This is a genomic window from Pengzhenrongella sp. (assembly GCF_036565025.1).
In the GTDB taxonomy this organism is placed as follows: domain Bacteria; phylum Actinomycetota; class Actinomycetes; order Actinomycetales; family Cellulomonadaceae; genus Pengzhenrongella.
Genome location: NZ_DATCNW010000032.1, coordinates 1 through 18596, shown reverse-complemented (window position 1 = coordinate 18596; position 18596 = coordinate 1). Strand labels below are relative to the sequence as shown.

At 72.5% G+C, this 18596-nt stretch carries 16 protein-coding genes and 1 pseudogene; 13 read left to right on the top strand and 4 right to left on the bottom strand.

The features are described 5' to 3' along the window. Positions 1-51: 51 nt before the first annotated feature. The 3 genes from VIM26_RS01735 to VIM26_RS01725 all read left to right on the top strand — a co-directional run bounded on the left by VIM26_RS01735 (position 52) and on the right by VIM26_RS01725 (position 2740). On the top strand, positions 52-993 hold the full coding sequence (locus VIM26_RS01735) for a PAC2 family protein (protein ID WP_331948591.1): 942 nt from the start codon (positions 52-54) through the stop codon (positions 991-993). Positions 994-1060: 67 nt separating this feature from the next. Continuing rightward, on the top strand, positions 1061-2416 hold the full coding sequence (locus VIM26_RS01730; RefSeq protein WP_331948589.1) for an MFS transporter: 1356 nt from the start codon (positions 1061-1063) through the stop codon (positions 2414-2416). Between the two features lie 120 nt (positions 2417-2536). Beyond that, positions 2537-2740 carry a cold-shock protein gene (locus tag VIM26_RS01725; RefSeq protein WP_331948588.1) on the top strand — a complete coding sequence of 68 codons (204 nt, stop codon included), beginning with the start codon at positions 2537-2539 and terminating at the stop codon, positions 2738-2740. A 207-nt stretch (positions 2741-2947) separates the two neighbouring features. Here VIM26_RS01725 and VIM26_RS01720 read toward each other — a convergent pair whose 3' ends face one another. Further along, the gene (locus VIM26_RS01720) at positions 2948-3913 is read right to left on the bottom strand and encodes a fused MFS/spermidine synthase (protein WP_331948587.1); all 966 of its coding nucleotides are present in this window, start codon (positions 3911-3913) and stop codon (positions 2948-2950) included. A 93-nt stretch (positions 3914-4006) separates the two neighbouring features. Between VIM26_RS01720 and VIM26_RS01715 the strand changes: the two genes are divergently transcribed. Genes VIM26_RS01715 through VIM26_RS01705 form a run of 3 tightly spaced genes read left to right on the top strand, consistent with a single transcriptional unit; the run spans position 4007 to position 6190 of the window. Next, a complete protein-coding gene (locus VIM26_RS01715) occupies positions 4007-4459 on the top strand; it encodes an SAV_6107 family HEPN domain-containing protein (RefSeq protein WP_331948586.1) in 453 nt (150 codons plus the stop codon). 10 nt (positions 4460-4469) lie between these two features. Then, positions 4470-5759: a DNA polymerase IV gene (dinB, locus tag VIM26_RS01710; RefSeq protein ID WP_331948585.1), complete on the top strand. Its 1290-nt coding sequence runs from the start codon at positions 4470-4472 to the stop codon at positions 5757-5759. A gap of 35 nt (positions 5760-5794) precedes the next feature. After that, positions 5795-6190: a DUF3040 domain-containing protein gene (locus VIM26_RS01705; RefSeq protein ID WP_331948584.1), complete on the top strand. Its 396-nt coding sequence runs from the start codon at positions 5795-5797 to the stop codon at positions 6188-6190. A gap of 410 nt (positions 6191-6600) precedes the next feature. Here the strand turns inward: VIM26_RS01705 and VIM26_RS01700 are convergent, their stop codons facing one another. From VIM26_RS01700 to VIM26_RS01690, 3 genes are read right to left on the bottom strand one after another with little or no spacing between them, the layout of a single operon-like run. Further along, positions 6601-8844, bottom strand: coding sequence for a DUF3488 and transglutaminase-like domain-containing protein (locus VIM26_RS01700; protein ID WP_331948582.1), 2244 nt, complete (start codon positions 8842-8844; stop codon positions 6601-6603). Beyond that, entirely contained in the window at positions 8841-10103 is a 1263-nt protein-coding gene (locus VIM26_RS01695) for a DUF58 domain-containing protein (RefSeq protein ID WP_331948580.1), read from the bottom strand. Before VIM26_RS01695 ends, VIM26_RS01700 begins: the two co-directional genes overlap by 4 nt. 4 nt (positions 10104-10107) lie before the next feature. After that, positions 10108-11106, bottom strand: a complete 999-nt coding sequence (locus VIM26_RS01690; protein ID WP_331948579.1) for a MoxR family ATPase — start codon at positions 11104-11106, stop codon at positions 10108-10110. 398 nt (positions 11107-11504) lie between these two features. Here VIM26_RS01690 and mraZ point away from each other — a divergent pair, with 398 nt between their 5' ends. From mraZ to VIM26_RS01655, 7 genes and pseudogenes are all read left to right on the top strand, one after another. Continuing rightward, the gene (gene mraZ, locus VIM26_RS01685) at positions 11505-11933 is read left to right on the top strand and encodes a division/cell wall cluster transcriptional repressor MraZ (protein ID WP_331948606.1); all 429 of its coding nucleotides are present in this window, start codon (positions 11505-11507) and stop codon (positions 11931-11933) included. A 197-nt stretch (positions 11934-12130) separates the two neighbouring features. Beyond that, positions 12131-13126 (top strand): 16S rRNA (cytosine(1402)-N(4))-methyltransferase RsmH, encoded by a 996-nt coding sequence (rsmH, locus tag VIM26_RS01680; RefSeq protein WP_331948578.1) that lies wholly within the window; start codon positions 12131-12133, stop codon positions 13124-13126. Beyond that, positions 13123-13548: a hypothetical protein gene (locus tag VIM26_RS01675; RefSeq protein WP_331948576.1), complete on the top strand. Its 426-nt coding sequence runs from the start codon at positions 13123-13125 to the stop codon at positions 13546-13548. The genes rsmH and VIM26_RS01675 overlap by 4 nt, the downstream gene beginning before the upstream one ends. After that, complete coding sequence (locus tag VIM26_RS01670) at positions 13545-15317, top strand: penicillin-binding protein 2 (protein WP_331948574.1); 1773 nt, start codon at positions 13545-13547, stop codon at positions 15315-15317. The genes VIM26_RS01675 and VIM26_RS01670 overlap by 4 nt, the downstream gene beginning before the upstream one ends. Before the next feature lie 29 nt (positions 15318-15346). After that, positions 15347-16945 carry a UDP-N-acetylmuramoyl-L-alanyl-D-glutamate--2,6-diaminopimelate ligase gene (locus VIM26_RS01665; RefSeq protein ID WP_331948573.1) on the top strand — a complete coding sequence of 533 codons (1599 nt, stop codon included), beginning with the start codon at positions 15347-15349 and terminating at the stop codon, positions 16943-16945. Beyond that, complete coding sequence (locus tag VIM26_RS01660; RefSeq protein ID WP_331948572.1) at positions 16942-18408, top strand: UDP-N-acetylmuramoyl-tripeptide--D-alanyl-D-alanine ligase; 1467 nt, start codon at positions 16942-16944, stop codon at positions 18406-18408. The genes VIM26_RS01665 and VIM26_RS01660 overlap by 4 nt, the downstream gene beginning before the upstream one ends. Further along, a pseudogene (locus VIM26_RS01655) lies at positions 18405-18596 on the top strand (phospho-N-acetylmuramoyl-pentapeptide-transferase); the annotation flags it as partial. The gene VIM26_RS01660 and the pseudogene VIM26_RS01655, both read left to right, overlap by 4 nt.

Sequence of the window (18596 nt, the reverse complement as noted above, 5' to 3'; positions counted from 1 at the left end):
GTCCGGTGCGCCGAAAGCGCACTCGGGCCGAGGAGACGAAATGAGGGAGCCATGCTGGATCCGAGCGAGATCTACGACGTCGAGCCCGATGCCGCGGAGCTGCTGGACGCAGCCAGGACAGGGCTGACGCACTCCGGGCCGGTGCTGGTGCACGCGGTCCGCGGTTTCGTCGACGCCGGCAGTGCCGGCCAGCTCGCGGCGGTGCACCTCTCGGAAGAGCTGCGCACGACGCGCCTGGCGACGTTCGACGTCGACCAGCTGCTGGACTACCGGTCGCGGCGCCCCACGATGACCTTCGACTCCACGACGTGGAGCTCGTACGCCGAGCCGGAGCTCGTCCTCGACCTGGTCGAGGACGCGGCCGGGGTGCCCTTCCTGCTGCTGCGCGGCCTCGAGCCGGACATCCAGTGGGAGCGCTACGCCGCCGCCGTCCGCCAGCTGGTCGAGCGGTTTGACGTGCCGCTGACGATCGGCATCCACGGCATCCCGATGGGCGTGCCGCACACCCGCCCGCTGTCGGTCACCGCGCACGGCACCCGCGCCGAGCTCGTCGTGAACCACACCTCGTGGTTCGGTGCGGTGCAGGTCCCCGCCAGTGCGAGCGCGCTGCTGGAGTACCGGCTGGGTCAGGCCGGGCACGACGCGATGGGCTTCGCGGTGCACGTGCCGCACTACCTCGCCCAGTCGCCGTTCCCGCAGGCCACGATCGTCGCCCTGGAGAGCGTCGAGCGTGCGACCGGTCTCGACCTGTTGTTGGGGTCGCTGACCGAGGCCGCGCGGGAGGCGACCGAGGAGATCGAGCGGCAGGTCGAGGCGGCCCCGGAGGTGAGCGCCGTCGTGCGCGCCCTGGAGGAGCAGTACGACAACTTCGCCCGCTCGATCGGACGGACCAACTTCCTGGGGGAGACCGCTGAGATCCCGACGGCGGACGAGCTCGGGGAGGAGTTCGAGCGGTTCCTGGCCCAGCAGGGCAAGGACGGCACCACGCACTGAGGTCCGCCGGTTCGACGGTCCAGGGTTCGACCCCGGGGGGCGACGCCGGGGGAGGACAATGGACCCAGTGTCCGTTGCCCCAGCCCCCAGCGTCCCCGTGATCCCGGCTCCGCCCGGGCCGCCCGCCCGCCAGCCGAGCGTCCGACGCGCGTACCTGGTCTGGGGCGCGGCGGTGCTCGCGTACGTGGTCGCGGTGCTCGACCGGTCCTCGCTCGGAGTGGCCGGGCTCGAGGCCGGTGAGCGGTTCGGGGCGAGCGCCTCGGTGCTCGCCTCGTTCGTCGTCGTGCAGCTGCTCGTGTACGCAGGGCTGCAGTTGCCGGTCGGCATCGTGCTGGACCGTCTCGGACCCCGCCGGCTGATCGCCGCGGGCGGCGTGTTGATGGCGGTCGGCCAACTGATCATGGCGTTCGCGACGACGACCGCGCTAGCGCTGAGCGCGCGGGCCCTGGTCGGCGCGGGCGACGCGCTGACGTTCGTCTCGGTGATCCGGCTCGTGCCCGTGTGGTTCCCGCCGCGCCGGGTCCCGCTGCTCACCCAGCTCACCGGGATCCTGGGACAGCTCGGGCAGGTGATCTCCGCGGTGCCGCTGGTCCTGCTTCTGCACGCCCGAGGATGGCAGACGGCGTTCGGCTCCGCGGCGGCCCTCGGGGTCGTGATGCTGGTAGCCGTGCTGGTCCTGGTGCGCGACCGGCCGGGGGTCCCGCTGCGCCGACCCGCCGCGGCCGGGGCCGCCCGCACCCTCGCTCCCGCGCGTTCCGGGCTCGGTGCGACGGTGCGTGAGCCGGGCACCTGGCTCGGCTATTGGACGCACTTCCTCACGCCGTTCTCCAGCACCATGTTCGTGCTGCTGTGGGGCTTCCCGTTCCTGGTCTCCGGCGAAGGCCGTTCGACGGCGCAGGCCAGCGCGCTGTTCACGGTGAACGTCCTGAGCACGATCGTGGCCGGGCCGCTGATCGGCGAGTTCACGGCACGTCGCCCGGCGTGGCGCGTGCGGCTCGTCGTCGTCGTCGCGATGACGACGGCGGCCGCCTGGGTCCTCATCCTCGTGCCGGCCGGGCCGCGGCCGCTGTGGGCGCTGACCGTGTTCATGGTCGTGATCGCCGTCGGGCAGCCGACGTCGCTGGTGGGCTTCGACTTCGCGCGGAGCCACAACCCGCCGGAGCGGCTCGGCACGGCGACCGGCCTGGTCAACGCGGGCGGGTTCGTCGCTGCCCTGGCGACGATGCTCGGGATCGGCCTCGTGCTCGACGCCGTCGGGGCCGACGCCTCGGGTGCGTACTCCCTCGATGCGTACCGGCTCGCGATGTCCGTCGTCGCCGTGCCGTGGGTGGTGGGGCTGGTCGGGCTCGGAGTCTGCGCGCGACTGATCCGGAACAGGTCCCGGAACGTGCTCGAAAACCTAGCGCGACCTGGACCATCGTGAGACGATCCAAGCCCTGGGAGTCCACCCGGAGCTGGGTTTGTGGACAAGGCAAGGCGGCAGGACGGTGTCGGGCAGCGGGCCCGGTCATCGAAGTCTCAGATTGACAGAAGGACACAGAACATGGCACAGGGTGCTGTTAAGTGGTTCAACGCTGAGAAGGGCTTTGGGTTCATCGCCCAGGACGGCGGCGGCCCCGACGTCTTCGTCCACTACTCCGCGATCGAGAGCCAGGGTTACCGCTCGCTCGACGAGGGCCAGCGAGTCGAGTTCGAGATCACCCAGGGGCCCAAGGGCCCGCAGGCTGAGCAGGTCCGCCCGCTCTGACTTCGACTCGTGAGGATCGAACAACGAGGCTTCACCCGATCCGGGTGGGGCCTCGTTGCTCGTCCAGTCCCACCCCGCAACGCCAGCCCCACCAGCGACGCCACCACCACCCCGCAACGCCTGGCCCACCAGCCGTAACGTCCGAGCGTTGACGTCCTATAGGACGTCAACGCTCGGACGTTACGGGCTCTGGGGTGTCCGGACAGGTCAGGGTCCGGGGTCCGTGGGGGCGGGAGCCGGGCCGGGATCCGTGGTGGCGGGAGCCTCGACGGTTTCTGTGGTGTTCGGGGTGCCCGTCGCGTCCGGGCTGTCTCTCCTCGGGACCGCACCGCCCGCGAAGGTCGCCAGCTCCCGGTCGTGCAGCAGCCGGGTCGGTGCGGGGAGCGATCGCGCGGCGCGGGCCAGGTCCGCCGACCCGAGCAGCCCCGGGGTGTCGGTGCCCGCGAGCACGATGTTGCCGTAGCGCCGCCCGCGCAGCTGCCCGGGCTCGGCGATCGCCGCGACGTCCGTGAAGATCGCGCGCAGCGTCGCAACCTCGGACTTCGCCCGGTCCAGCGGCGGCCGGTCCGCGCAGTTGGCGAGGTAGACCCCGCCCGGGCGCAGCACCCGCGCGACGTCGGCGGTGAACTCCAGCGTCGTGACGTGCTCGGGCGTCGTGTCGCCGGCGAAGACGTCCCGGATGACGACGTCCGCGCTCGCGGACGGCAGCCGAGCGAGCTCCGCCCGGGCGTCGCCGGTCCGCAGCTTCAGCAGCGGCGCGCGCGGCAGGTCGAACCAGGTCCGCACGAGCTCGACAAGTGTCGCGTCGAGCTCGACCGCGAGCTGGTGGGACCCGGGGCGGACCGCCTGCACATACCTCGCCATCGTGCAGCCCGCCGCCCCGAGATGGATCACCCGAAGGGGTGCGCCCGGCTCGCCGAGGCGGTCGATCACGGCAGCCATCTGCTGCATGTACTCGAACTCCAGCCGGGTGGGATCCACCAGGTCGAGGTGCGAGCTCGCGACGCCGTTGAGCAGCACGGTCACGCCGTTCGGGTCGTCGCGCTCACGGCGCAGCTCGACGGTCCCGGTCGCGACCTGAACCGGGCCGTCCGGGAGCGTCGGAGGGGATGTGGGTGGTCGGGGGGATGCTGGTCGAGCCCGCCGTCCGGAGGAACCGCTGCGACTGCCCACGGCAGCCACGGTACGGGTTCGATGCGAAAGCCGGACCGCAAGGTCTTGACTACATCGAACACCTGTTCGACAATGAGTGTGGAGGTGCTCACCATGGACCGAATCGCTCACACCGCGCCACTGCCTTCCACGGCGGTCGACCTGATGACCCGAGCCGACGCCGAGCTGCTGGCTGCCCAGTTCTCCTCCGAGCCGGGGGAGCGCTTCGTGCATGCCCACCTCGCCGGACTGCGGGCCGCGGCGGCGGTGCTCGCCGTGCGCGGGCGCCCGACCGGGCGGCGCGCACCACGGACCGCCTGGGAGATGCTTTCGGCCGTAGCGCCCGAGGTCGAGAGCTGGTCGGCGTACTTCGCGGCCGGCGCGGGGCTGCGGCGTGCGGTCGATGCCGGCCGTCCCGACGCGGTCGACGAGGCAAGGGCCGAGGAGGTTCTCTGCGCCGCGGAGGACTTCATCGACGAGGTCCGCACCCTGATCGGTCCGGCAAGCGGTGCGCCCACCGGCGAGACGCCGCACAGCACGCCGCACCTCTCCGTGCGGGCGTCATGAGCGGGCCACGATGAGCCGCGGCCCGCGACCCCCGCGCGGCAACCGAGACTGGGGCTCGCAGGAGGAGGGTGCCTCCATCCTGCACGTCGACATGGACGCGTTCTTCGCGTCGGTCGAGCTCGCCCGCAGGCCGCACCTGCGCGGCAAGCCAGTCATCGTCGGTGGCGCCGAGCGATCCGTGGTGCTCGCGGCGACGTACGAGGCGCGCGCGTTCGGGGTGCACTCGGCCATGCCGATGCAGATCGCGCGGCGCATGTGCCCGCAGGCGGTCGTGGTTCCGCCCGACATGTCCGCCTACCGGGATGTCTCGACCGCCGTGATGGAGATCCTGAGCGAGGTCACGACGCTCGTCGAGCAGGTCAGCGTGGACGAGGCGTTCCTCGACGTGTCCGGCGCCAGGCGCCGGCTCGGCCCGCCGACGACGATCGCCGTCCGCATCCGGGAGCGGGTCCAGGCGGCGCACGGCATCACGTGCTCGGTCGGCATCGCGAGCACGAAGTTCGTCGCCAAGCTGGCCTCCGAGCACGCCAAACCGGACGGCATGCTGCTCATCCCGCGCGCGGCGACCGTCGACTTCCTGCGGACGCTTCCCGTCGGTGCGCTGTGGGGGGTCGGGGAACGGACGCAGACCGCCCTCGCACGCTGGGGCCTGCGGACCGTTGCGGAGCTGGCGGACAGCGACGTCGCGACGATCCAGCGGGCCGTGGGCAACGTGGCGGGCGCGCGCCTGCACGATCTCGCGTGGGGTCGCGATCCGCGCCCGGTGTCGCCCGGACGGATCGAGAAGAGCGTCGGCGCCGAGGTCACGTTCGCCGCCGACGTCGAGGATCTCGCCGTGGTGCAGACCCAGGCGCTCGCGCTCGCCGACCGGTGCGCCGCGCGGCTGCGCGCCGACGAGATGGTCGGCCGGACGGTGAGCATCAAGGTGCGCACGTCCGACTTCCGGACCCTGACCCGGTCCCGGACCCTGCCCACGCCGACCGACGTCGGGCGGGAGATCTATCTCGTCGCCCGCGAGCTGCTCGCCGGGGTGGACCTCGGCGGGTTGCCGGTACGCCTCGTGGGGGTGCGGGCGGAGGGCCTGACCCCGGCCAGCAGCACTGCGCGACAGCTGACGCTCGAGGACGCGATCGCGGACACCGGGATTGCGCGTCGCGACGCGGAACGAGCGATGGACCTCGTCCGGGGCAGATTCGGCTCTGGATCGATTCAGGCGGCCTCGATCGGGGCGGTCAAGGACATCCAAGAGCGGGTCACCCGTCCATCAACTACCGCCAAAGCGAAACGGGATCTATCCTGAAGCAGACAAGTCCCACCGGGTAGCACGGAGGTAAAATGCCTCTCTCCGAGTACGAGCAACGCGTACTGGAGCAGATGGAGCGGCAGCTCACATCTGACGACCCCCGGCTCGCGAACACGCTTCAGTCCCGCGGTCATCGCGGGGTTGCGCGCTGGGTCGTCGCTGCTGCGGGATTCGTCGTCGGACTGCTCGTACTCGTGATCGGAGCAGCGCAGTCGCTGCTGTGGCTCGGGGTCATCGGGTTTCTGCTTATGTTCGCTGCGGGCGTATACGCGTTCGCAGTACCGCGCGCATCCGGTCCGACCGGGATCGTCGACGCGCGGGGTGGCGTTACGCCACGTCCAGGTAACAAGGCCAAGAAGTCTGGCGGGGGCCTGCTCCACAGGTTCGAGGAGCGCTGGGACCGCCGTCGCGACCAGGGCGGCCGCTAGCCGGCTCCGCTGGGCCATCAGGGTGACGCGTCGCCAACAGGTGACGCGGCCACAGCGTGATGTCTCCGCGGGGCGGCACTTCCACGAGGTGACGCGTCCGAAGGGTGACCCATCGACGAGGTTGACTCGTCCACAGCGTGACGTGTCCACGAGGTGACTCGTCCACAGCGTGATGCGTCCACAGGGTGATGCGTCCACAGGGTGATGCGTCCACAGGGTGACACGTTCGCTGGGACGAGCCGCCGCTGGTTCTTTGGCAGTGCTCTCGCCGCTTCGTCCTGCTTCTTCGCTGCTTCTGCTTAACCCGTAACGTCCGAGCGTTGACGTCCTATAGGACGTCAACGCTCGGACGTTACAGGTTTGAGGTGGGGACGCTCGGGGCTCGGGGCTCGGGGCTCAGGGCTCGGGGCTCAGGTTCGGAGCTTGGAGCTCGGGGTCAGGGTCGGGGTCAGGGTGAGGGGACTGGGGACCTTGGCCGGGTTCGTGATCTCGCGCACGATCACCCCGACCCGGGTCTCGAGCTCCCCTCGCTCCCGCGCCGGCGGGTTGGGCGCGTATCGGTCCTGCTGGACCGCGAGGGCGAGCTCGCGCAGCGCGACCTGCGCCTCGTCCCGCAGCGGCGCGCCCGTGCGGGCCAACGCCTGGGCGGCGATGATCTCGGTGACCTGGTGCGGTGTGCGGGCGTCGCTCCACATGATCCCGGCCCGCGCGAGGCGCGCACGCAGGTGGGACCACGCGACCTCCGAGCCGGCCTCGGTCGACCGCGCCGAGCGGCGACGGCGCACGAACCACCCGGTGACCCCCAGGAGCAGGATCGCGATCGCGCCGGACACCCCGAAGGCAAGCCGGCTATCCGTGCGCTCGGTCGTCGCGACCGGACCTGCCTGCGGAGCCTGCGTCGGCGCCGCTCCGGGGACCGCGCCCCGGATGTCGGGGTTGCCTTCCTGCGTCGGCGTACCGCTCAGCGCCGCGAACGGGTCGGCCCACTGGGGCGGGGCGCCGGACTGGACCGAGGGCGTCGGCTCGAACCGGACCCACCCCGCACCGGGGAAGTACAACTCGGGCCACGCGTGGGAGTCCCGACCGGTCACCACGCGCGCGCCGTTCTTGTCGATCGTGCCCGGCAGGAAGCCGACCGCGAGGCGGGCCGGGATGCCGAGCGTCCGGGCCATCACCGTCATCGCGGTCGCGAACTGCACGCAGTACCCGGTCCGGTTCCCAAGGAAGTCCCAGACCGCGTCGTCGCTGCGACCGACGAGCACATCCGTGGAGTAGGTGAAGTTCTCCGGACTGCGCAGATAGGTCTGCAGGGCGAGGGCCTGGTCGTAGTGGTTCGTGGCCGACGCCGTCACCTTCTTGGCGGTCGCCGTGACGTTGCGGGTCCGCGAGGTGCGCGGCACGGCGAGATACCGCTTGAGGTCGGCCGGGTAGCTCGTGCCCGCCGCGCGCAGGTTGGCCGGCGTGAGTGCGAGGAGCTCCGTCCGGATCGTGTAGGTCATGCCGGGGCGGGTCACCCCGACCCGGTCCACCTCGTCGCGACCGGCGTCGTAGCGCCAGCGCCCGTTGGCGTCGATCGTCCGCGGCATGACCGGCACCGGCAGCTGTTCCTCGCGCAGGCCCTTGATGACGACCGTGACGTTGCTCTCGGTCGGCTTCACCTCGTTCGCGGGCCGGTTCGCGAGATCGCGTGCCGGCCAGAGCAACCCGCGGTCTGCGGCGACCTTGGTGGCCCGGTCGTCGCGCGACCAGTTCGCACCGTCGAAGTCGCGCAGCGTGAACACGCGCAGCGGCCCGACCAGAACCGGGGACGCCAGGTAGGTGAGCTCGACCTCGCCCGACCGGGGGCCGAGGCTCTCCCGCATGTCGAGGTCCCGCGCGAGCCGGAGCGAACCCGCCGTGGCGGACCCGATCTGGGGCAGCCGAATGGTGGACCAGCCCGGCGTGGCCGCTGCCACGGGGCCGAGCACGATGGCCCCGACGGTCACGGTCGCGACGACCGCCACGGTCGCGCCCGCGCGCCGCGCGCCGTCGCTGCGCCCTGCGCCGTCCGCGCGACCCCGAGACCGTGACCCGGGCAGCGGCGCGGCGGTCAGGGCGAGCAGCAGCAGGTACCCGGCGCCGGTGCCGGCGAAGGCCAGCAGGCTCGTCTCCCGCCCGATGACGATCGCCGGCAGCCACAGCGTGAGGAGCACCAGCCCGGACCCCGCCGGCGACCCCAGGCCCAGGGCGACCAGGTCCGTGCACAACAGCACCAGCAGCGTCCCGCCCACGACGAGCAGCTCGAGCTGGAACGTCGGGTCGACCGGGGGGCGCGAGGTGTTCGAGTAGGACAGCCCGGCACGGAACGTATCGCCCAGCCGCGCGAGGGACTCCGCGCTGGGAAGCCACTGGAAGCGGCCCGGCGGGCTCGCGTACGCCGCGAGCAGCCCGAAGCCAAGCACGACCAGCCCGCCGGCCGTCGGTGCCCACCAGGCGCGGGTCAGCGCGCGCACCGTGGCCAGGATCGCCGCCAGCACGAGCACGGAACCGATCGCGGCCGACAGCCACCGGCCGGGCAGGATGAGGTCGCTGAGGCTGTACACGCTCCCGCACACGGCGAGCGCGCACATCGCCCCGGCCATCCAGGTGCGCGGACCGCGCGGGACCGGTGTCATCGGTGCGTCCCGAGCAACCGGCGCCAGCAGACGTCGAGGTCCTCACCGGGGCTCGCCGCACAGGCTCTCCAACCGGCGCGGCGCAGCGCAGCCAACGTGTGCTCGGCCTCACGTCGCTCGACACCCGCGGCGCTGGGCACGCGCACGACGGCGAGCGCATCGGTCACGTCACCGACTCCTGCCAGCGCGCCGCGGGTCGCGACGGAGAGCGAACCGAGCACGGCGAGCACGAGCGCCACTCCCGCGCCCGGGCTGGTCAGCTCGCGCGCGGCGGCGAGCAGGTCCTCCTGTGCGGCGAGCTCGGTCGGGGCGGGTTCCAGGTCCACCGTGAGGTCCAACAGCTCCTCGCGCGCCGCTCCCTCGCGCAGGTGGTGCAGCCGTGTGCCCGGGTCGATGCTGACCGTGCCTTCGGTGACGCGCCCGCCGAGCAGGCGTACCGGGTGCCCGGCGCCGAGCAGCGCGATGCCCATGGAGGCCCCGAGCGCGACGGTCCACTCGATCGCGCCCCGTTCCTTGGGCAGGTCGATCAGCACGCTCGCCGGCCGCAGACCGGAGCGCTCGTCGCTGCGCACCAGGAGCGCACCGTGGCGCGCGGAGCTGGCCCAGTGCACGCGCCGCAGGTCGTCGCCCTCGCGGTAGTCGCGCAGCGCGGCGTCGTCGCTCGACGGGGTGTGCGCGCCGAGCGCGACGCGGGCGTACTCGCCCAGCAGCCCGCCGGTCGGGATCGCCAGCTCGGCGACCTCCGGCCAGACGACGACCTCGGCCTGCTCGCCGAGCGTGGCCTGGATCCGCGCGACGCCGAACGGGTCGGTCCGGTGCACCACGAGGGGCCCGAGCGGCCACCGTCCCCGGCGGGTCGGGTGGATCGGGTAGGTCACGGTGACCAGTCCGGGGGCGCGCACGACGCGCGCGCGCAGGGTCAGGCCGCCGGAGAGCTGGGTCGCGGCCTGCTCCGCGAGGTGCAGCTCCGCCAGCCGGGCCCGCCCGGACGCGTCGGCGGCCCGCAGCTCGACGCGCGCCGTCGCGGGTGCACGGACCGAGACCGGGTTCGGCGCCACGGTGCGCCGGACCCGCAACGGGTGCCGTCCGCGGGTCGGGTCGACGATCAGCAGCCACCCGCCGCCGATCAGGGCAGCGACCGGGCCGAGCAGCCCCAGCCGGATCAGTTCGGCCGAGCCGATGCCGACGCCGGCGACCGTGAGCGCCAGGCCGCCGATCGCCAGGCTCCAGCCGCGCGCCGTCGGGCGTGGCCAGCGCATCGCGTCAGCCCGTCGCTCGCCGGGAGTGCGCGGCCTCGGCTGGTGGCAGGGCCGTCCGGGCCACGACCGACCGCACGACGTCGGCCGTCGTGCGTCCCGAGAGCCGGGACTCGGTGCTCGGCAGCAGGCGGTGGGCCAGGACGGGCTCGGCGAGCCCCTGCGCGTCGTCGGGCAGGACGTGGTCGCGCCCGGACATCGCGGCCAGCGCCTTCGAGGCCCGCAGCAGCTGGATCGCCGCGCGCGGCGAGGCGCCCAGCCGCAGGCCGGAGTCCTCACGGGTCGCCCGGACCAGGTCGACGATGTACCGCTTGACCGACGGGGCCGCGTACAGGCGCCGGGTGGTCGCGATCAGGCGGGCGATGTGCGCGGCGTCGGTGACCGGACGCAGGTCGTCGAGCGGGTCGAGGACCTCCTGCCGGTCGATCAGGTCGAGCTCGGAGTCGCGATCCGGGTAGCCGACGTTCAGCCGGGCCATGAACCGGTCCCGCTGCGCCTCCGGGAGGGGGTAGGTGCCCTCCATCTCGATCGGGTTCTGCGTGGCGACCACCAGGAACGGTCGCGGGAGCCGATGGGTGACGCCGTCGATCGTCGCCTGGGTCTCCTGCATGCACTCCAGCAGCGCGGACTGGGTCTTCGGCGAGGCGCGGTTGATCTCGTCCCCGATCACGATGTTGGCGAAGACCGGGCCGCGCCGGAGCTCGAACTGCTGGGTCTGGGTCCGGAAGATGCTGACCCCGGTGAGGTCGCTCGGCAGCAGGTCCGGGGTGAACTGGATCCGGCCGACCGTGCAGTCGATGCTGCGGGCCAGGGCCTTGGCCAGGGTCGTCTTGCCGACCCCCGGCACGTCCTCGAGCAGCAGGTGCCCCTCCGCGAGGAGGACGGCGACGGTGAGCTGCACGAGGTCCGAGCGGCCGGTGATCACGCGCTCGATCGCAGCGCGGATCGTCTCGGTGGCCTCGACGAGTTCCTCGAGTTCGGTCGACGACGGCAACGCCTGAAGCATGACGACCCCTTTGGCGGATTTGGCACAGAGCCTAGCGAACCCGAGCCGAACGGCGATGGTCGGCGGCCATCCGCCGCACCCCACCACTTTGCTCCACCGGCGGCCGGAGTGTGGCGCGGTCGCCGGCTCGGTTCCGCCCCGCTGGTGCCCCGAGCGCTCGAGCTGCTGTGGCGCACGTAACGGACGAATTCAATCGCGGCGCGATGCGCGGCAGCAATGAACTTTTCCCTCCACTTAGCCCCATGCCAGCCACCTGCACCGACGCACGTCCAGATGGGTGAAACACGCTTGGGATCCGTTGACCGTGGAGTGAAGTGGAGTATTGTGGAGGCACTTGGTGAGGGATGGCGGCGATGGGAGGTCGGCTTTCAATGAGCGACCTTTTCGGCGGCGGAGCGATGTTCCTCGGCACGCACACCCCGAGGCTCGACGACAAGGGCCGGCTGATCCTGCCGGCCCGGTTTCGCGCGCAGCTCGCGGCGGGACTCGTGCTGACCCGTGGGCAGGAGCGGTGCCTCTACCTGCTGCCGGAAGAGGTCTTCCTGGCGATGGCACAGATAGAGACGCCGGTCACCACCAAGGCGGACCGCGAGTACCAGCGCGTGTTCCTGTCCGGGGCCACCAACGAGGTTCCCGACAAACAGGGTCGAATCTCGATCCCGGCGCCGCTGCGCACCTATGCGGGCCTTGACCGTGATGTGGCCGTGATCGGTGTGGGTGCCCGCGCCGAGATCTGGGACCTCGCCGTGTGGGAGGCCTATCTCGCCGAGAAGGAAGCCAGCTATGCCGATGCCCCCGAGGAGGTCTCCGCACTCGAATCGTCGTGACCCGCAGCGCCGTGGTAAGCCCGCCGCGCCGTCCCGTGAGGTCTCCTCCCGTCCGCTCTGGCGCACTTCCCCGGTGCCAGAAGGTCGGTGGGGGACCTGACCGGACGGCGCAAAGGCCGCTCGCTCGCCCCTGTACCACAAGCACGTGAGACGCACATGAACCCGCACCACCACGAACGAACCGAGGAGGAGGACCGATGACCGAACCGCGCGAGACAGCTGACCGGCACACCCCGGTCATGCTCGCCCGGTGCGTCGAGCTCCTCGCACCGGCCCTCGCGGCGCCCGGCGCGGTGCTCGTCGACTCGACGCTGGGCATGGGCGGGCACACCGAGGCCGTGCTGCAGGCGTTCAAGGACGTCAGGGTCGTCGGGCTCGACCGCGACCCCCAGGCGCTCCAGCTGGCCGGCCGGCGGCTGGCCCCGTTCGGCGACCGGTTCACGCCCGTGCACGCGGTCTACGACGACATCGAGGACGTCGTGCACAACCAGCTCGGGCTGCGCGAGGTCCAGGCGGTGCTGATGGACCTCGGCGTCTCCTCGCTCCAGCTGGACGAGGTCGACCGTGGCTTCTCCTACGCTCAGGACGCGCCGCTGGACATGCGGATGGATCGCAGCACCGGGCAGACCGCCGCCGACGTCCTCAACACGTACGACGAGGACGAGCTGGTGCGCATCCTGCGCGAGTACGGCGAGGAGCGCTTCGCGAAGAAGATCGCGCGCAACGTCGTCAAGGCCCGCGACCACGCCCCGCTGGCCCGCACCGGTGAGCTCGTGCAGATCCTGCGCGCCAGCATCCCCGCGGCCACCCGCAAGACGGGCGGGCACCCCGGCAAGCGGACCTTCCAGGCCCTGCGCATCGAGGTGAACGGCGAGCTCGAGTCCCTCGAGCGGGCCCTGCCGGCATCGATCGAGGTCCTCGCGGTCGGCGGCCGGATCGTCGTGGAGGCCTACCACTCGCTCGAGGACCGCCTGGTCAAGCGCGCCTTCGCCGCGGGTGCGACGTCGAGCGCGCCGATGGGGCTGCCCGTCGAGCCCGAGACGCACAAGCCGTACTTGCGGCTCGTCACCCGGGGTGCCGAGGAGGCATCCCCCGCCGAACGCGAGTCGAACCCGCGTTCACAGTCCGTCCGGCTCCGCGCGGCCGAGCGGCTTCGTCCCACCCCCGCGCACCTTTTGAGGAGGCGATCATGAGCGCACTGCCGCAGTCCTACGTACCCGCCAGGCGGCCCGGCGGCCCGGCCGCCGCGCCCGGTCGGACCCGCGCGCCGGTGCCTCGCCTGCGCCTGGTGCGGGCGCCGCTGCAGACCCGGACCCGGGTGCCGTTCGTCCTGCTCTGCATCGCGATCCTGGTGGGCGCCCTGCTCGGGGCGCTCGTGCTCAACACCTCGATGGCGCGCGGCTCTTACCAGGCGCACGAGCTGCAGGGCCAGCTCGCTCAGCTGGCGCGCGGCGACCAGGGCCTCAACGCGCAGCTCCTCGCGCACAAGGCGCCCGCCGCACTCGCGAAATCGGCGCGGGACCTCGGCATGGTGCCGGTGCCCGAGCTCGCCTTCCTGCGCCTGTCCGACGGCGCCGTGCTCGGCAACCCGACCCCCGCGGTGGCCGGCGGATGAGGCGCGGCCGCGAGGCACGACCCGAGCAGCGGCACAGGGCCCTGCTCGCGGTCATCCTCGTGGTGCTCGTCGTCTTCGCGGGCCGGCTCGTCTACGTGCAGGGCCTGCGCGGGGAGGCGGTGGCCGCCGTCGCCCTGAACCAGCGGATGTCGACGTCGACGTTGCCCGCCGCACGCGGCGAGATCACCGACGCGAAGGGCGTCTCGCTGGCCACCTCGATCGACGGGTACACCGTCTGGGTCGACCAGACGCAGATCGCGGCGTGGAAGCGGACGTCGGACGCGTCGGTCGAGGCCGCCGGGGCGGTCGACGCCGCCAAGGAGCTCGCACCCGTGCTCAAGATGGACGCCCTCGAGCTCGGCGCCAAGCTCAACGGGACCAGGCACTACGTCGTGCTCAAGCGCAACGTGCCGCCAGCGGTCTGGCGGGCGCTGCGCGAGCTGGGCATCTCGGGCGTCAACGGCGACCTCGTCCCGCAGCGGATCTACCCCGCGGGCAACACCGCCGGCAACATCGTCGGGTTCGTCAACCGCGAGGGCATCGGGCTGGAGGGGCTCGAGAGCAAGCTGAACAAGACGCTGACGGGCACCGACGGCTCGTACAGCTACGAGCGCGGGCGCGGCGGTCAGGCGATCCCCGGGGGCAAGCGCGAGGAGACGCCGGCCGTGCCCGGCCGGGACGTCCAGCTGACGATCCTGCGCGACCTGCAGTGGAAGGCCCAGGACTCACTGGACAAGGCGGTCGCGGCGACCGGGTCCGACTCCGGCTCCGTCACCGTAGAGAACGTCACGACCGGCGAGATCCTCGCCCTGGCCGACTCCGGTTCGGTCGACCCCAACAACCCCGGCGCGACCGACGAGAGCGCACGCGGCTCCCGGTCGCTGCGGAACGTCTTCGAGCCGGGCTCGACGGCGAAGGTGATCACGATGTCGGCCGCGATCGAGAACAAGCTCGTCGGACCGCAGGACCACTGGGAAGTGCCGTACGCCTACACGACCGCCAACAACCAGACGTTCCACGACTCCCACGCGCACGGCCTGCTGAAGCTGACCACCGCGGGCGTGCTGGCCCAGTCCTCGAACGCGGGCACCGTGATGATCGGGCAGAACATCCCGCAGCAGGTGCGGTACGACTTCCTGTCGAAGTTCGGCTTCGGCAAGCTCACCGGGATCGAGCTGCCGGGGGAGTCGCGCGGCATCCTGCACCCGGCGGCGAGCTGGGACGGCCGCACCAAGTACGCGGTGCTGTTCGGCCAGGGCGTCTCGGTGAACGCGGTCCAGGCGACGCAGGTCTTCGCCACCATCGGCAACGGCGGCGTGCGGATGCAGCCGCACCTGATCAAGAGCATCAACGACGCGACCGGCACCGGGGTCGCGACCACCGAACCGGCCGGCACCCGGGTGGTGTCCGCCACGACCGCCGCGACCGTGCTCAAGATGATGGAGAGCGCGGTCAACGAAGGTACCGGCACGGCCGCGGCCATTCCCGGCTACCGGGTCGCGGGCAAGACCGGAACCGCGCAGTCGTGGGGTCCGGGTGGCAAGCGCGGCATCACGGCCTCGTTCATCGGCGTCGCGCCGGCCGACAAGCCCAAGATCGCCGTCAGCGTGATCATGAACAACCCGAGGTCGTCGCAGTGGGGCGGCACGGTTGCCGCGCCGGTCTTCAGCGAGGTCGCCGGGTACGCGCTCCAGATGCTCAACGTGCCGCCGAGCGGCACCAAGGCGGAGCTCTACGCGACCACGTTCGGCGAAGCAGGCAGCGGGTGACCGCTCCCGTCCACGGTAGATTCCTCCCCATGACGTCCCCGCAGGGTCGGATGCGCCCGATGCATCCCGCAGCCCATCGGATCGCCGATCTCGTCGACACATTCGCCCTGCGCACGCCCTCTCCCGAAGGCGTGCCGGTACCCCCGGACGCTGTCGTGACGGGCGTGACGGTGGCGAGTGCGGCGGCTGAGCCCGGTGATCTCTTCGTCGCTCTGCGCGGCCTGAAGGCGCACGGCGCGGCCTACGCGGCCGACGCCGTCGCCGCCGGAGCGGTCGCGATCCTCACCGACGACGACGGCGCGCGCGCGTGCGCCGTCGTGCGACCCGAGCTCGGCGTGCCGGTCCTCGTCGCGGACGACCCCCGGGCCCTGCTCGGGGACGTCGCCGCCTGGGCGTACGACCAGCCGGCGCGCGAGCTGGTCACCGTCGCGGTGACCGGGACGAACGGCAAGACGACCACGACCTACTTCGTCGACGCGGCGCTGCGCGCCGTGCACGCGACGACCGCGGTGCTCGGCACCGTCGAGCTGCGCATCGGCGAGGACGCGATCGAGAGCCCGCGGACCACCGTCGAGGCGCCCGCGCTGCACGCGCTGCTCGCCCTCGCCCGCGAACGCGGCACGACGGCCGCGACGCTCGAGGCGTCCAGCCACGCGCTCGCCCTGGGCCGGGTGCACGGGCTCACGTTCGACGTCGTCGGCTTCACCAACCTCCAGCGCGACCACCTCGACTTCCATGGCGACATGGAGGGCTACTTCACGGACAAGGCTCGCCTTTTCGCGCCCGGGCAGGCCCGCCGGGGCGTCGTCGTGATCGACGACGTGTGGGGGCGACGGCTGGTCGCCGAGGCGACGATCCCGGTCGAGTCGGTCTCCACGCACGTCGGATCGCCCGAGGCGGCCGCGGCCGACTGGGCCGTCGTCGCGGCCACGATCGGCCTGGACGGGGTCGGCTCGACCTTCACGCTGCGCTGCCCGGACGGGGTGAGCCGCGAGGCGTTCAGCCCGCTGCCGGGCCTGGTGAACGTCTCGAACGCCGCCCTCGCGATCGTGCTCGCGCACCGCGCGGGCGTCGAGCTCGACGTCGCCATCGCCGGCGTCGCCGTCGCACCGGCGATCCCGGGCCGGATGGAGCGCGTGATCGAGCGCGGCGACGGCTGGCCGCTCGCCCTGGTCGACTACGCGCACACCCCGGACGCCCTGGTGCTCGCGCTCGAGGCCGTCCGGCCGATCACGCCCGGCCGGCTGATCATCGTCTTCGGTTCCGACGGCGACCGCGACCAGGGCAAGCGCCCGCTGATGGGGGCCATCGCCGCCCGGCTGGCGGACGTGCTGGTCGTGACGGACGAGAACCCGCGCTCGGAGGTGCCCGTGCAGATCCGCGCGGAGATCCTCGCCGGGGCGCGCGCCGAGCGCACCGCGGGCACCGAGATCCACGAGGCGACCTCGCGCGCCGAGGCGATCCGGGACGCGCTGCGGCTGGCCCACGACGAGGACACGATCATCATCACCGGCAAGGGCCACGAGCCGACCCAGGAGATCGCCGGGGTCTTCCACCGCTACAACGACCGTGACGTGCTGCTGGCCGCCGTCCGGGACGGCCTCGCGACGACGGGAACCGCTCTGTGATCGCGCTGACGGCGGCCGAGGTGGCGGCGGCGACCGGCGGTCGCCTGCACCCGGCCACGCTGAACCCGGCGCTCGTCGTGCACGGGCCGGTCGTGGTGGACTCCCGGCAGGTCGCGACCGGCTCGCTGTTCGTGGCGCTGCACGGCGAGCACTCCGACGGGCATGACCACGCCGTCGCGGCGATCGCCGCCGGTGCCGCGCTCGCGCTCGCGGCGCGCGAGGTGTCCGGCCCGGACGGGCCCGTGCCGAGCGTCGTCGTCGCCGACGTCGAGCGCGCGCTGGGCGACCTCGCGGCCGCCGTCCTGCTGCGCCTGCGCACCGACGACGAGCCCGGTGGGAGCCGGCTGAACGTCGTCGGCGTGACCGGCTCGGTCGGCAAGACCACCACGAAGGACCTGCTCGCGCAGGTGCTCACGCCGTCCGGCCCGACCATCGCGCCCGTCGCGTCGTTCAACAACGAGATCGGCCTGCCGCTGACCGTGCTGCGCGCGGACGAGGACACCGAGTTCCTCATCCTCGAGATGGGTGCCAGCGGGATCGGCCACCTCACCTACCTCACCGACATCGCGCCGCCCGACGTCGCGGCGGTGCTCGCCGTCGGCCACGCCCACCTGGGCGGCTTCGGCGGGATCGAGGGCGTCGCGCGCGCCAAGGCCGAGATCATCGCCGGGCTCGCGCCGGGCGGCGTCGCGGTCCTCAACGCCGACGACCCGCGGGTCGCCGCGATGGCCGGCGCGGCTCCCGGCGACGTCGTCACGTTCGGCAGCACCGCGGGCGCCGACGTGCGCGCCGAGGGCATCCGGGTGGACCGCGCCGGGCGGGCCTCCTTCACTCTCGTCGCGGGCACCGAGTCGGCGGCCGTCGAGCTCCGGCTGGTCGGCGAGCACCACGTGTCCAACGCGCTGGCCACCGCCGCGATCGCGCTGCGCCTCGGGGTCGAGCTGGCGGAGGTCGCCAAGCGGCTGAGCGTCGCGGACGCGCTGAGCCCGCACCGCATGCACGTCGTGGACCGCACCGACGGCGTGACCGTGATCGACGACTCGTACAACGCGAACCCCGATTCGATGCGGGCCGCCCTCAAGGCGCTCGCGACGGTCGCCGGCCGGGACCGCCGCTCGGTCGCCGTGCTCGGCGAGATGCTCGAGCTCGGACCGGACGCCCGTGCCGAGCACGAGTCGATCGGCCTGATGGTCGTGCGGCTGAACATCTCGCTCACGGTCGTCGTCGGGGCCGGCGCCCACGCGATCGCCGACGGCGCGAACCGCGAGGGCTCGTGGGGCGACGAGGTCGCGGTGGCGGACGACGTCGCCGCCGCGGGGGACTACCTCGAGGCCGAGCTCAGGCCCGGCGACGTCGTGCTGGTGAAGTCCTCGCTGGGTGCGGGGCTGTGGCGGCTCGGGGACCGGCTCACGGCCGCCGACGCGCCGACCGCGACCTCCGTCCCCGGCGAGCCCCTCCGATGAAGGCGGTACTCATCTCGGGTGGGCTCTCGATGGTGCTGGCGCTGCTCGGCACCCCGCTGTTCATCCGCTTTCTCGTGCGCAAGCAGTACGGCCAGTTCATCCGCCAGGACGGCCCGACCGCGCACATCACCAAGCGCGGCACGCCGACCATGGGCGGCGTCGTCATCATCCTGGCGACGGTGCTGGGG

Bases quoted from the DNA above. Each gene is read 5' to 3' on its own strand.
- VIM26_RS01735 (WP_331948591.1), top strand. From the start codon at position 52: ATGCTGGATCCGAGCGAGATCTACGACGTCGAGCCCGATGCCGCGGAG.
- VIM26_RS01725 (WP_331948588.1), top strand. From the start codon at position 2,537: ATGGCACAGGGTGCTGTTAAGTGGTTCAACGCTGAGAAGGGCTTTGGG.
- VIM26_RS01715 (WP_331948586.1), top strand. From the start codon at position 4,007: ATGGACCGAATCGCTCACACCGCGCCACTGCCTTCCACGGCGGTCGAC.
- dinB (WP_331948585.1), top strand. From the start codon at position 4,470: ATGAGCCGCGGCCCGCGACCCCCGCGCGGCAACCGAGACTGGGGCTCG.
- VIM26_RS01705 (WP_331948584.1), top strand. From the start codon at position 5,795: ATGCCTCTCTCCGAGTACGAGCAACGCGTACTGGAGCAGATGGAGCGG.
- VIM26_RS01700 (WP_331948582.1), bottom strand. From the start codon at position 8,844: ATGACACCGGTCCCGCGCGGTCCGCGCACCTGGATGGCCGGGGCGATG.
- VIM26_RS01695 (WP_331948580.1), bottom strand. From the start codon at position 10,103: ATGCGCTGGCCACGCCCGACGGCGCGCGGCTGGAGCCTGGCGATCGGC.
- VIM26_RS01690 (WP_331948579.1), bottom strand. From the start codon at position 11,106: ATGCTTCAGGCGTTGCCGTCGTCGACCGAACTCGAGGAACTCGTCGAG.
- mraZ (WP_331948606.1), top strand. From the start codon at position 11,505: ATGTTCCTCGGCACGCACACCCCGAGGCTCGACGACAAGGGCCGGCTG.
- rsmH (WP_331948578.1), top strand. From the start codon at position 12,131: ATGACCGAACCGCGCGAGACAGCTGACCGGCACACCCCGGTCATGCTC.
- VIM26_RS01675 (WP_331948576.1), top strand. From the start codon at position 13,123: ATGAGCGCACTGCCGCAGTCCTACGTACCCGCCAGGCGGCCCGGCGGC.
- VIM26_RS01670 (WP_331948574.1), top strand. From the start codon at position 13,545: ATGAGGCGCGGCCGCGAGGCACGACCCGAGCAGCGGCACAGGGCCCTG.
- VIM26_RS01665 (WP_331948573.1), top strand. From the start codon at position 15,347: ATGACGTCCCCGCAGGGTCGGATGCGCCCGATGCATCCCGCAGCCCAT.